The organism is Citrobacter sp. wls718 (genome assembly GCF_005280945.1).
In the GTDB taxonomy this organism is placed as follows: Bacteria; Pseudomonadota; Gammaproteobacteria; order Enterobacterales; family Enterobacteriaceae; genus Citrobacter; species Citrobacter gillenii.
The window spans coordinates 19,610-32,750 of sequence record NZ_SZWV01000094.1; the positions used below are offsets into that span (position 1 = coordinate 19,610).

General features: G+C 52.9%; 13 protein-coding genes. 11 read left to right on the forward strand and 2 right to left on the reverse strand.

Going from position 1 to position 13,141, the window contains the following annotated elements:
* Window positions 1-75 precede the first annotated feature (75 nt).
* The gene (dcuC, locus tag FDW95_RS17310; protein WP_096757907.1) at window positions 76-1,458 is read left to right on the forward strand and encodes an anaerobic C4-dicarboxylate transporter DcuC; all 1,383 of its coding nucleotides are present in this window, start codon (window positions 76-78) and stop codon (window positions 1,456-1,458) included.
* A 116-nt stretch (window positions 1,459-1,574) separates the two neighbouring features.
* Here the strand turns inward: dcuC and dpiA are convergent, their stop codons facing one another.
* Both dpiA and dpiB read right to left on the reverse strand, forming a co-directional pair.
* The gene (gene dpiA, locus FDW95_RS17315) at window positions 1,575-2,255 is read right to left on the reverse strand and encodes a two-component response regulator DpiA (protein ID WP_096757908.1); all 681 of its coding nucleotides are present in this window, start codon (window positions 2,253-2,255) and stop codon (window positions 1,575-1,577) included.
* Complete coding sequence (dpiB, locus tag FDW95_RS17320; RefSeq protein ID WP_115259107.1) at window positions 2,224-3,885, reverse strand: sensor histidine kinase DpiB; 1,662 nt, start codon at window positions 3,883-3,885, stop codon at window positions 2,224-2,226. Before dpiB ends, dpiA begins: the two co-directional genes overlap by 32 nt.
* A 387-nt stretch (window positions 3,886-4,272) precedes the next feature.
* Between dpiB and citC the strand changes: the two genes are divergently transcribed.
* The 10 genes from citC (at window position 4,273) to uspG (ending at window position 13,122) form a co-directional block, all read left to right on the forward strand.
* On the forward strand, window positions 4,273-5,349 hold the full coding sequence (gene citC, locus FDW95_RS17325) for a [citrate (pro-3S)-lyase] ligase (protein ID WP_115259108.1): 1,077 nt from the start codon (window positions 4,273-4,275) through the stop codon (window positions 5,347-5,349).
* A complete protein-coding gene (citD, locus tag FDW95_RS17330; protein WP_096757911.1) occupies window positions 5,346-5,642 on the forward strand; it encodes a citrate lyase acyl carrier protein in 297 nt (98 codons plus the stop codon). The genes citC and citD overlap by 4 nt, the downstream gene beginning before the upstream one ends.
* Entirely contained in the window at window positions 5,639-6,547 is a 909-nt protein-coding gene (locus FDW95_RS17335; RefSeq protein WP_115259109.1) for an aldolase/citrate lyase family protein, read from the forward strand. Before citD ends, FDW95_RS17335 begins: the two co-directional genes overlap by 4 nt.
* Before the next feature lie 9 nt (window positions 6,548-6,556).
* Window positions 6,557-8,089 carry a citrate lyase subunit alpha gene (citF, locus tag FDW95_RS17340; RefSeq protein ID WP_115259110.1) on the forward strand — a complete coding sequence of 511 codons (1,533 nt, stop codon included), beginning with the start codon at window positions 6,557-6,559 and terminating at the stop codon, window positions 8,087-8,089.
* A 3-nt stretch (window positions 8,090-8,092) separates the two neighbouring features.
* The gene (gene citX, locus FDW95_RS17345; RefSeq protein ID WP_115259111.1) at window positions 8,093-8,644 is read left to right on the forward strand and encodes a citrate lyase holo-[acyl-carrier protein] synthase; all 552 of its coding nucleotides are present in this window, start codon (window positions 8,093-8,095) and stop codon (window positions 8,642-8,644) included.
* Entirely contained in the window at window positions 8,616-9,521 is a 906-nt protein-coding gene (citG, locus tag FDW95_RS17350; protein WP_115259112.1) for a triphosphoribosyl-dephospho-CoA synthase CitG, read from the forward strand. Before citX ends, citG begins: the two co-directional genes overlap by 29 nt.
* A gap of 23 nt (window positions 9,522-9,544) precedes the next feature.
* The gene (citT, locus tag FDW95_RS17355) at window positions 9,545-11,008 is read left to right on the forward strand and encodes a citrate/succinate antiporter CitT (RefSeq protein WP_115259113.1); all 1,464 of its coding nucleotides are present in this window, start codon (window positions 9,545-9,547) and stop codon (window positions 11,006-11,008) included.
* A 123-nt stretch (window positions 11,009-11,131) separates the two neighbouring features.
* The gene (gene rna, locus FDW95_RS17360) at window positions 11,132-11,938 is read left to right on the forward strand and encodes a ribonuclease I (protein ID WP_115259114.1); all 807 of its coding nucleotides are present in this window, start codon (window positions 11,132-11,134) and stop codon (window positions 11,936-11,938) included.
* 146 nt (window positions 11,939-12,084) lie between these two features.
* A complete protein-coding gene (rnk, locus tag FDW95_RS17365; protein WP_003022104.1) occupies window positions 12,085-12,495 on the forward strand; it encodes a nucleoside diphosphate kinase regulator in 411 nt (136 codons plus the stop codon).
* A gap of 198 nt (window positions 12,496-12,693) precedes the next feature.
* The gene (gene uspG, locus FDW95_RS17370) at window positions 12,694-13,122 is read left to right on the forward strand and encodes a universal stress protein UspG (RefSeq protein WP_115259115.1); all 429 of its coding nucleotides are present in this window, start codon (window positions 12,694-12,696) and stop codon (window positions 13,120-13,122) included.
* Window positions 13,123-13,141: the final 19 nt, after the last annotated feature.

The following is a 13,141-nucleotide window of genomic DNA, read 5'->3' on the forward strand; positions in this document are numbered from 1 at the left end:
TAGGCACATTCTCTCACCGTTTTATGCTTTTTTTAGTTTTTTTACTTTCTGGGCGTCAATGTGACAGGGGAAATAATGTTGACATTTATAGAACTCCTTATCGGAGTTATGGTTATTGTGGGTGTAGCGCGCTACATCATTAAAGGTTATTCCGCGACCGGCGTACTGTTTGTCGGTGGCTTGGTTTTACTGATTATCAGCGCCCTGATGGGTCATAAAGTTTTGCCCGGTAGTGCTGAAAGCACGGGCTACACAGCAACAGACATCGTTGAATACATTAAAATTTTGCTGATGAGCCGCGGTGGCGATCTCGGCATGATGATCATGATGCTGTGTGGTTTTGCCGCCTACATGACGCATATTGGTGCAAACGATATGGTGGTTAAACTGGCTTCCAAACCACTGCAATATATCAACTCACCCTATGTGTTAATGATTGCCGCCTACTTTGTCGCCTGCCTGATGTCACTGGCGGTTTCTTCAGCGACGGGGCTGGGCGTACTGCTGATGGCAACCCTCTTTCCGGTCATGGTTAACGTGGGTATCAGCCGTGGTGCTGCGGCGGCCATTTGCGCCTCCCCTGCCGCCATCATTCTATCCCCCACTTCTGGTGATGTGGTTCTCGCCGCCAAAGCCGCAGAAATGCCGTTGATCGACTTCGCATTTAAAACCACGCTGCCGATTTCCATTGCCGCCATTATCGGCATGGCGATTGCCCACTTTTTCTGGCAGCGCTATCTGGACAAAAAAGAGAACGTTTCTCACGAAATGTTAGACGTGGCCGAAATCACCACCACCGCGCCATCGTTTTACGCCATCCTGCCGTTTACTCCGATTGTCGGGGTTCTCATTTTTGATGGTAAGTGGGGACCGCAACTGCACATCATTACCATTCTGGTGCTGTGCATGCTTATTGCCGCAGTGTTGGAGTTTGTCCGCGGGTTCAATACCCAGAAGGTTTTCTCAGGTCTGGAAGTGGCCTACCGCGGCATGGCTGATGCCTTTGCTAACGTGGTAATGCTGTTAGTTGCCGCCGGTGTTTTCGCCCAGGGTCTGAGCACTATCGGCTTTATTCAGAGCCTGATATCGATCGCCACCTCGTTTGGCTCCGCAAGCATTATTCTGATGCTGGTGCTGGTTATTCTGACCATGCTGGCAGCAATGACCACCGGCTCCGGTAATGCCCCGTTCTATGCCTTCGTTGAGATGATCCCAAAACTGGCGCACTCTTCAGGCATTAACCCCGCTTACCTCTCCATCCCGATGCTGCAAGCGTCGAACCTGGGGCGTACGATCTCCCCGGTCTCTGGTGTGGTCGTTGCCGTTGCGGGTATGGCGAAGATTTCACCGTTTGAAGTGGTCAAGCGCACGTCTGTGCCGGTGATGGTCGGGCTACTGATTGTCATTATCGCCACGGAAGTGATGGTGCCCGCTACAACCGCCGTGATTGGAGGTTGATAGCGAACAAAATGTAGGCCGGATCAGGCGGTTACGCCGCCATCCGGCATTGCAACCGCACGTTGCCGGATGGCGATGCTAAAGCATCTTATCCGGCCTACGTCAGAAATCCGCATTTAGCCGCCATGATAAATACGCTGCGGCCGCCCAACTTTCCCGTGGATAATCTCCGCAATAATCAAATGCCGGCTGGCACAGTACTCCAGATAACGCCTGGAGGTTGTGCGGCTGATGGTCAACGCCTGTGCAATGGTCTCCGCAGTATGGTGTACCGTCGGATCGGCGAATAATTTCAGCACCGCATTCAGCGTTAGCGCATCAATACCCGTAGGCAAATCCCCTTTTGGTTCACCCCGCGCATAAGCGTTAAACATTTCATCAATTTGCTTTTGACTGGCACTGTCGTTACCCGCCAGCATGCGTCTGCGCTGCTGATAACGCGTCAGCGTCTGCCCCAGTCGCTCGTAGGCAATCGGTTTGACCAGATAATCAAACGCCCCGCCGCGCACCGCCTCTGACACCGTATCCATGTCACTGGCAGCCGTAGTAAACACCACGCCGCCAGGGTAGCGTGCCTGAGTCAACTCATGTAGAAGGGTAATGCCCTTACCGTCCGGTAAATAGTTATCGAGAAGAATCAGACCGGGCTTAAAACGCGCGATCATCATCCGCGCCTGCTCCAGGTTCCCCGCCAACCAGATCTGGCTGAAACCGGGTATATGGCGGATATATTCAGCATGCATCTCCGCCAGCAGCGTTTCATCCTCAACGATCAATAGCGTTAATGGTTCCGTCATCGTTTTTTTTCACTTTCGGAAGAAATAGAGAAAATAAAGTGCCGCAGGGGGTGTTATCTTCAAGCGTAATAACCCCATCACAGCGCCTCACATAACTTGCAATCAGATACAAACCGATGCCATGTTCACCTGGTTCATCGGTACGGGTGCTCACACCCTGTTCAAATATTTTTTCACGTAACGCTTCCGGTACGCCGCACCCTTGGTCGGCAACTTCAATGATGACCTCATCCCCTTCATCACTCAGAAACAGTTCAACAACCTTATTCCCTTGCTGGGTACGTAAACTGGCCTCAAATGCATTATCAAGCAGATTGCCAACAATTGCTGCAAACTCTGTGCTATCCAGCCCTTCGGGAAGTTGATGAAGTTGACTTCCGGGAACAATCGTCATTTTGAGCCCCAATTCCCGCGCACGCTGGACTTTACCAAACAGCAGACCGGCAACCTGGCGATCGGCAAAGGCACCGCGCAGGTCATCAATCAGCTGCTGCTGGGCTTGGGATTCCCCCTGCACCATCTCAAGCACGCGATCGTATTCTTTCATTTGCAGCAGGCCATTAATGGTCGACATCCAGTTCAGATGTTCATGACGCAGTGTTCTCAGGCTCTCAACATATTGTTTGATTTGTGTCAGTTGGGCATTGAGGGTGGCTATTTCATCTTTGCTACGAAAACTGATAATCGCCCCGAGTAATTCATCGCCGGAACGAATAGCCTCACGGTTGGCGATAACGCTTAGCCCGTTAAAATTCACCATCGCATCCTGACGTTGCTCCGCAATCTGCTGCGTAAAAAAGTCCGACGGATTAACAACCTCATCAATGGGTTTCCCCAACCACTGCCGCCCTGGCGACGGAAGCCCCAGCATTTTTCGCGCACTGCGATTGATAGCAGTTATGCACCCGTCCAGGTCAACGGCAATCAAGCCTTCGTATACCGAGCTAAATAACGCGTCCTGTTGGCGCACCACACGGGCAATTTGTTTGGGCTCCATTCCCAGCATCTGGCGGCGAATATGGGCGGCAAAAAACCAGGAGAGCAGCATCAGTAACAACAGCAGCAGAAGAAACACACCCGCCATCGGCAGTAAAAAATCCGATCGCCAACTGTCGATTTTACTGATCAAATAACCTATCGAAACCACGCCAATAATCTTGCCATCATCATCAAAAATGGGCGTTTTAGCGCGCATTGCCAACCCAATAGATCCCGTCCCGGTAATAAAGTAGCTTTCCCCATTTGCCAACGCACCGGGCTTGGTGAACTGCATTGGGTAGCCAATTTTTTGCGGATTCGGATGGTAGAGACGAATAGAGTTCTCATCACCGATCACCACATAATCGAAATCAGTCCCGCTCTGAAGCTTGTCTGCAATGGTCGCCAGACGCGTGTAATCGCGATGCTTCACCGCAGTGATGATACTGTCGTTAGAGGCGATGATTTTCGCCTGGTTCATCGCCATATCACGGACGTGCGTTGTCAGGTAGTCTTCAAAACTGGCGGTGAAGTATTTCGCCAGCGCGGCGATGATAAAAATGGAAACGACCAGGATCAGCAGGAAAATACGCAATGGAAACGCCAGTCTGCGGAAAAAAGAAAACCGTGTTTTATTTTTATGTTGTGACATAATTTTTCCTCAACGACGTTAACCGCAACTTATTTTTTTGTATTTGTAATGAAAATGTTTTATTTACAAGTCACGGCATAAAATAGGATCGTTACAGATTCCCCACCTTAAATCAATTAAACAAATTAAAACCACGCGCTATTTCAGGGTTAAATTAATTAAAAAACTTAAAACCATAAAACACATAAAAACCTTCTAACGTATTGTGAAATAAATCAAAATTTACCTCTAAAATACCCCTTACGATGTATGCAGTAGGGAAAAAAAGAAATACTCCGTAATAAAAAAACCTTCCCTTCATTTGCAAACAAAACGTTATCAGGTTGCTAAGCCTGGCAACAAAACCTAAAAGCCAGTAACAAATATACCATCAGGACACTTTTTACTATGTTCGGTAATAATATATTCTCGCACGTGAAGCGCTCAGAAAATAAAAAGATGGCGGCTATCGCTCAATTTCTGAAAGAGAATGATTTGAGCGTGGATACGACCGTTGAAATATTTATCACCGTCACCCGTGATGACCGCCTGATTGCCTGCGGCGGTATTGCCGGAAATATCATTAAATGCGTGGCTATCAGCGAAACCGTGCGCGGCGAAGGCTTAGCCCTGACGCTCGCCACTGAGCTGATCAATCTCGCGTATGAGCGTCACTGTACACATCTCTTCATTTATACCAAAACCGAATACGAAGCGCTGTTTAAGCAGTGTGGCTTCTCTACGCTGACCAGCGTACCGGGCATTATGGTGCTGATGGAAAACAGCACCACGCGTCTGAAGCGTTACGCCGAATCGCTGACAAAACAGCGTCGCGAAGGAAAAAAAATTGGCTGTATCGTCATGAACGCCAACCCTTTTACCAACGGTCATCGTTTTCTGATCCAACAGGCAGCGGCACAGTGCGACTGGCTACATCTGTTTCTGGTAAAAGAAGACACCTCACGCTTTCCGTATGAAGACCGTCTGGATCTGGTACTTAAGGGAACAAAAGATATTCCGCATTTAACCGTGCATCGCGGATCGGAATACATCATTTCTCGTGCCACGTTCCCGTGCTACTTCATCAAAGAGCAGAGCGTCATTAACCACTGCTACACCGAAATAGACCTGAAAATCTTCCGCCAGTATCTGGCCCCGGCACTTGGCGTCACGCACCGCTTCGTCGGTACCGAACCATATTGCACCGTCACCTCCCAGTACAACAACGACATGCGCTACTGGCTGGAGACCCCAACGCTCCCCGCCCCACCGATTGAACTGGTGGAAATTGAGCGGCTGTGCTTCCAGGAGATGCCGATTTCCGCCTCCTGGGTACGCAAGCTGCTGGTTAAAAAAGATCTCACGGCTATCGCCCCTCTGGTTCCTGAAGCCACGTTGCACTACCTGCAAAACATGCTTGAGAGAACCTCGCCAGGCGCGGTAGTCCGCCAAAATACCCCCGCATTAGCAACAGGTGAAAAATGAAAATAAAGCAGGCAGCCGTCGCAGGCACTCTCGAGTCCGGTGATGTGATGATTCGCATCGCCCCGCTCGATACGCAGGATATCGACCTGCAGGTTAACAGTAGCGTTGAAAAACAATTTGGTGATGCCATTCGCACCACCATCCTCGACGTTCTGTCCCGCTACAACGTACGCGGCGTGCAATTAAATGTTGATGATAAAGGCGCACTGGACTGCATTTTACGTGCGCGACTGGAAGCATTACTGGCCCGCGCCAGCGGCATTCCGGCACTGCCATGGGAGGATTGCCAGTGATTTCTGAATCTTTGCAACAACGTAAATCCCGCACACGCCGTAGCATGTTGTTCGTACCGGGCGCCAATGCCGCAATGATCAGCAACTCGTTTATCTACCCGGCAGATGCGCTGATGTTCGACCTGGAAGACTCCGTCGCACTGCGCGAGAAAGATACCGCGCGTCGTCTGGTGTACCACGCGCTGCAGCACCCGCTGTATCACGACGTTGAAACCATTGTTCGCGTAAATGCCCTCGATTCTGAATGGGGTATCAATGACCTCGAAGCGGTCGTTCGCGGTGGCGCTGACATCGTGCGTTTACCTAAAACGGATACTGCGCAGGATGTTATCGACATCGAAAGCGAAATTCTGCGTATCGAAAACGCCTGCGGTCGCGAACCTGGCAGCACCGGTCTGCTCGCTGCTATTGAATCACCGCTGGGCATCACCCGCGCCGTTGAAATCGCTCACGCCTCTGAACGTCTGATCGGTATTGCACTGGGTGCAGAAGATTACGTGCGTAATCTGCGCACCGAGCGTTCGCCGGAAGGCACCGAACTGCTGTTTGCCCGCTGCTCTATTTTGCAGGCGGCACGCTCTGCGGGCATTCAGGCATTTGACACCGTTTATTCCGATGCCAATAACGAAGCCGGTTTCCTGCATGAAGCCGCACACATCAAGCAGTTGGGTTTTGACGGTAAATCGCTCATCAACCCGCGTCAGATCGACCTCCTGCACAACCTGTATGCGCCAACGCGCAAAGAACTGGCGCACGCCCGTCTGGTTGTAGAAGCCGCTGAAGCCGCCGCTCGCGAAGGCCGTGGCGTTGTCTCCCTGAACGGCAAGATGGTCGACAGCCCGGTTATCGAGCGCGCCCTTCTGGTTATCTCCCGTGCAGAACTTTCCGGCATTCGCGAAGAATAAGGCAAAAAAATGACGCAGAAAATCGAACAGTCTCAACGACAGGATCGCGTGGCGACCTGGAGCCGTCATGCTGAAAGCGACCTTTCCGCTTTCCACAGCAGCGCAAAAGTCGCGTTACAGGCGCAAAAACCCCGCGACAAAAAACTGTGCGCTAACCTGGAAGACGCTATTCGCCGTTCAGGTTTACAGGATGGAATGACTATCTCTTTCCACCACGCTTTCCGCGGTGGCGACCTGACCATTAACCTGGTGATGGATACCATTGCCGTCATGGGCTTTAAAAACCTGACGCTGGCGTCCAGCTCCCTGAGCGACTGTCACGCTCCGCTGGTGGAACACATTCGTCAGGGCGTCGTCAGCCGCATTTATACTTCCGGTCTGCGTGGTCCGCTGGCGGAAGAGATCTCCCGCGGTTTACTGGCTGAACCTGTGCAGGTCCACTCTCACGGCGGTCGCGTACACCTGGTGCAAAGCGGTGAGTTAAGCATTGACGTAGCCTTCCTCGGCGTACCGTCCTGCGACCAATTTGGTAATGCTAACGGCTACACCGGTAAAGCCTGCTGTGGCTCACTCGGCTACGCCCGTGTCGATGCCGATAACGCTAAACAGGTGGTCCTGCTGACCGAACAACTGCTGAGCTACCCGCATAATCCGGCCAGTATCACCCAGGATCAGGTGGATCTGATCGTGCAGATCGAGCAGGTCGGTGATGCGGACAAAATTGGCGCCGATGCAACCCGCATGACGACCAACCCGCGTGAGCTGCTGATCGCTCGCAGCGCGGCAGAGGTGATTGCCAATTCCGGTTACTTCAATGAGGGCTTCTCTTTGCAGACCGGTACCGGTGGCGCCTCGCTGGCCGTAACCCGCTTCCTGGAAGACAAAATGCGCAGCCGCGACATCCGCGCCGACTTCGCACTGGGCGGCATCACTGCCACCATCGTTGACCTGCATGAAAAAGGGTTAATCCGCAAACTGCTGGATGTACAGAGCTTCGACAGTGCCGCCGCAAAATCCCTGGCCCGCAATCCAAACCATATTGAGATCAGCGCTAACCAGTACGCTAACTGGGGTTCGAAAGGCGCATCGGTTGACCGTCTGGATGTCGTAGTGCTGAGCGCACTGGAAGTGGATACGAACTTCAACGTCAACGTGCTGACCGGCTCCGACGGTGTGCTGCGCGGCGCATCCGGTGGCCACTGCGATACCGCTGTCGGTGCTGCACTGTCGATTATCGTCGCCCCATTGGTTCGCGGTCGCATCCCGACGCTGGTTGATAACGTGCTGACCTGCGTCACCCCTGGCTCCAGCATTGACATCCTGGTCACTGACCACGGTATCGCCGTCAACCCTGCACGTCCTGAACTGGCTGAACGTTTGCAGGAAGCGGGGATGAAAGTGGTCTCCATCGACTGGCTGCGCGAGCGTGCACAGCAGCTTACCGGTCAGCCACGCGCCATCGAATTCACCGACCGGGTGATTGCCGTTGTGCGTTACCGCGACGGTTCAGTGATTGATGTTGTGCATCAGGTGAAGGAATAAGCCATGCACCTGCTCCCTGAACATGCCACCTGCCACGCGGTTTCTATTCCCGAGCTGCTCGCCAGCCGCGATGAGAGACAAGCACGGCAGCATGCCTGGCTCACCCGCCACTGCGCGCCACTGGTCTCTTTTACCGTGGTCGCACCGGGTCCGATTAAAGACAGCGAACTCACTCGTCGCATTTTTAATCACGGTATCACTGCCCTGCTCACGCTGGCGGAAAAATCGGGCTGGATGGTCAGGGAGCAATCTGCGCGGGTTTCTGCCAGCGGGCCGGAAGGTCTGTTGTCTATAGAGGCCCCGGCACACGACCTCAAGCTCGCCACCATAGAGCTTGAGCATTCACACCCGCTGGGACGGTTATGGGACCTCGATGTCCTGACTCCGGAAGGAGAAATCCTGTCTCGCCGTCATTTTACGCTCCCTGCACGCCGCTGCCTGCTGTGCGAGCAAAGCGCAGCCGACTGCGCGCGGGGTAAAACCCACACGCTTTCCGAGTTACTTATTCGCATGGAGGAACTGCTGCATGATGCCGATTCCCGCAACATCGACTAAATCCGCCGTTCTTCCTCAGGATTTACCAGAAGCGTACGCGACGCTCGCGTGGCGTGCCATGCTGACGGAAGTCAACCTGTCTCCCAAACCCGGTCTGGTGGATCGTATTAACAACGGCGCGCACAAAGACATGGCGCTGGATGACTTTCACCGCAGCGCCGAGGCGATCCACGCCTGGCTGCCGCGTTTCGTCGAATACGGGGCCTTCAGCGCGCAACTGGTACCTGAAGATGTGCTGAAAGGACTGCGTCCGGTGGGGATGGCCTGCGAGGCCGAGATGTTTCGCGCCACTGCCGGGGTGAACACCCATAAAGGCAGTATCTTTTCGCTGGGATTGCTGTGCGCCGCCATTGGTCGCCTGCACCAGCTCAGCCAGACCGTCACACCTGAAACCATTTGCTCTACAGCAGCAGCCTTTTGCCGCGGCCTGACCGAGCGCGAACTGCGCCAGAACAATCAACAACTCACGGCTGGCCAACGTCTGTATCAACAACTGGGATTAACCGGGGCTCGCGGTGAAGCTGAAGCGGGCTATCCATTAGTGATTCACCACGCGTTACCGCACTACCGCGCATTGCTGTCTCAGGGTCGCGATCCTGAACTGGCATTGCTCGATACCTTACTGCTGCTTATGGCAATCAACGGCGATACCAACGTAGCTTCCCGCGGTGGCGCTGAGGGTCTGCGCTGGTTACAGCAGCAATCTGCCACATTATTGCAGCAAGGGGGAATTCGCACCCCCGCCGATCTCAATTACCTGCACCAGTTCGACCAACAGTGCATTGAACGCAACCTCAGTCCTGGAGGCTGTGCCGATCTGCTGATTGTCACCTGGTTCTTAGCTCAGATTTCACAAGTTCATCATTATCACCATTAAAGATCCTTTCCGGAGAATCATTCATGTCTTTATCAAAAGATAGTATATGGAAGTTACTGGCCCCGCTGGTCGTCATGGGTGTCATGTTTCTTATCCCCGTCCCTGATGGAATGCCCCCGCAGGCCTGGCACTACTTTGCCGTGTTTGTTGCCATGATTGTCGGTATGATCCTCGAGCCAATCCCGGCAACAGCGATCAGCTTTATCGCCGTGACAATTTGCGTTATCGGCAGCAACTACCTGCTGTTTGATGCCACAGAACTGGCAGACCCCACCTTTCACGCCGGCAAACAGGCGCTGAAGTGGGGTCTGGCTGGCTTCTCCAGCACCACCGTCTGGCTGGTGTTTGGTGCGTTCATCTTCGCACTGGGTTATGAAGTCACCGGTCTGGGTCGTCGTATCGCGCTGTTCCTGGTGAAGTTCATGGGGAAACGTACCCTGACACTGGGCTATGCGATTGTTATAATCGACATCCTGCTGGCGCCATTTACACCGTCGAACACTGCGCGTACCGGTGGTACCGTTTTTCCGGTTATCAAGAACCTGCCGCCGCTGTTTAAATCATTCCCGAACGATCCATCAGCACGCCGTATCGGCGGTTATCTGATGTGGATGATGGTGATCAGTACCAGCCTGAGTTCCTCTATGTTCGTTACCGGCGCTGCGCCAAACGTACTGGGTCTGGAATTCGTTAACAAAATTGCCGGTATTCAGATCAGCTGGCTGCAATGGTTCCTCAGCTTCCTGCCAGTCGGTATTATTTTGCTGATCGTTGCGCCGTGGTTATCCTACGTTCTGTACAAACCCGAAGTCACTCACAGTGCAGAAGTTGCCGCATGGGCCGGTGACGAACTGAAAACCATGGGTAAACTGACCCGTAAAGAGATGACCCTGATCGGTCTGGTGCTGCTGAGCCTGGGTCTGTGGGTATTCGGCGGCAAGCTGATTGATGCCACCGCCGTGGGTCTGCTGGCGGTTTCTCTAATGTTGGCTCTGCACGTAGTACCGTGGAAAGACATTACCCGCTATAACAGCGCATGGAACACGCTGGTCAACCTTGCCACCCTGGTGGTAATGGCCAACGGCTTAACCCGTTCCGGTTTTATCGACTGGTTCGCTAACACCATGAGCTCACACCTGGAAGGCTTCTCGCCTAACGCGACCGTGATCGTGCTGGTGCTGGTGTTCTACTTTGCTCACTACCTGTTTGCCAGCCTGTCTGCGCATACCGCGACCATGCTGCCAGTAATTCTGGCGGTCGGTAAAGGGATCCCGGGCGTGCCAATGGAGCATCTGTGTATTCTGCTGGTGCTGTCCATCGGTATCATGGGTTGTCTGACACCGTATGCCACCGGCCCTGGCGTGATCATCTACGGCTGTGGTTATGTGAAGTCCAAAGACTACTGGCGTCTGGGCGCCATCTTCGGCGTTATCTATATCGCCATGCTTCTGCTGGTCGGCTGGCCGATTCTGGCAATGTGGAGCTAATCGTACTTCTTAGTCCTTAGCAAAAACGCGTAACGAAAATGATGCCGCTCAGCTAAACCTGAGCGGCTTTTTTTATGATTTAATAGATGACATTCAGAAATTATATAAGTATCCGAATTCATCATGACATCGACATGGCGTTATTGCTCTTTGCTGACGGCACTTCTGCTGCCGGTTTCTGCGGCCCAGGCCGAACAACTTCAGGCAAAACAGTACGGTGACTTTGATCGCTATGTGCTGGCGCTCTCCTGGCAAACCGGTTTTTGTCAGAGCCAACACGAACGTAATCGTCAGGAACCCGACGAATGCCGCCTGCAAAAAGAAACCGCAAATAAAGCAGATTTCCTGACCGTTCACGGTCTGTGGCCTGGCCTGCCAAAATCGATTGCTGCCCGCGGTGTAGATAATCGTCGGTGGATGCGCTTTGGCTGCGCCACACGCCCTATACCAAACCTGCCGGAGGCTCGTGCCAGTCGCAAATGCGCCGCGCCAGAAACGGGGCTTTCGCTGGAAAGCGCCGCAAAACTGAGCGCTGTGATGCCCGGCGCTGGCGGAACATCGTGTCTCGAACGTTACGAATATGCCAAGCACGGCGCCTGTTTTGGTTTCGATCCTGACGCGTACTTTGGCACTATGGTGCGAATGAATAGCGAGATAAAAAATACCGAACTCGGCAAATTTATTGCCGACAATTACGGAAAAACCGTCAGCCGCAACGCATTTGACGCCGCCGTCGCGAAAACCTGGGGTAAAGAAAGCGTGAAGGCAGTGAAGTTAAGCTGTCACGGTAATCCGGCCTACCTGACTGAAATCCAGTTTACGCTCAAGGCAGCCACCATTAATGCCCCGCTTTCCGCAGCATCGTTCCTGCCGCAAGCGCATCCTGGAAACTGCGGCAAGCAGTTTATCCTCGACAAAGTCGGTTATTGATCGCCTGAATGTGAACTAAATCACTTCAAACCTGGGGTAAGTCTCAGTATCATCATAAAAGCTAAACCCTTGCCGCCTGACGGTGAGGGTTTTCTTTTGGGATTATTTACCTGCGCACCCGCAGTATCGACGACATGGAGTAATAAATGTCCAGACCAACTATCATCATTAACGACCTCGATGCTGAGCGCATTGACCGCCTGTTGGAGCAACCTGCGTTTGCGGGTTTACCGATTGCTGACGCCTTAAACGCCGAGCTGGATCGCGCCCAAATGTGTTCTCCAGAAACCATGCCGCACGATGTCGTCACCATGAACAGCCGCGTGAAATTCCGCAATCTGAGCGATGGTGAAGTCCGAGTGCGTACCCTGGTGTATCCGGCCACGATGACCGACAGCAGTACTCAACTGTCGGTGATGGCCCCGGTAGGTGCTGCCCTTCTGGGTCTGCGCGTTGGCGACACGATCCACTGGGAACTACCAGGTGGTACATCAACCCATCTCGAAGTCATCGAACTTGAGTACCAGCCTGAAGCTGCGGGCGACTACCTGCGCTAACTCTGTTATAGCAAAGCTACTCGCTTTATCTTACAGGGGATGCTTACGCATCCTCTTTCCGATTATATCCCCGCCCCTCATTGACATTATTGCTGCTTTCCCTTTCCTGCTCGCAAAACATAAATCTGTGTCGTGACTGACAGAATCATTTTTAATACTATGCTGTTATGTGTTCATGTAATGACAAGGAGAATGTTTATGTACAACACAATCATAATGCCTGTTGATGTATTCGAAATGGAACTGAGCGACAAGGCTGTTCGCCATGCAGAATTTCTGGCACAGGAAAATGGGATTATCCATCTTCTGCATGTGCTTCCTGGCTCCGCCAGCCTGAGCCTGCATCGTTTTGCTGCTGACGTTCGCCGTTTTGAGGAACATCTGCAGCACGAAGCGGAAACCCGCCTGCAAACGATGGTCAGTCACTTCAGTATTGATCCTTCTCGCATCAAACAGCACGTTCGCTTTGGTAGCGTACGTGATGTAGTCAACGAGTTGGGCGAAGAGCTGAACGCCGATGTGGTGGTCATTGGATCGCGCAACCCATCAATCAGCACCCATCTGCTGGGTTCTAACGCCTCCAGCGTAGTCCGCCACGCCACCCTGCCGGTGCTGGTCGTTCGTTAAAAAAAGGGGCTACCTTTCG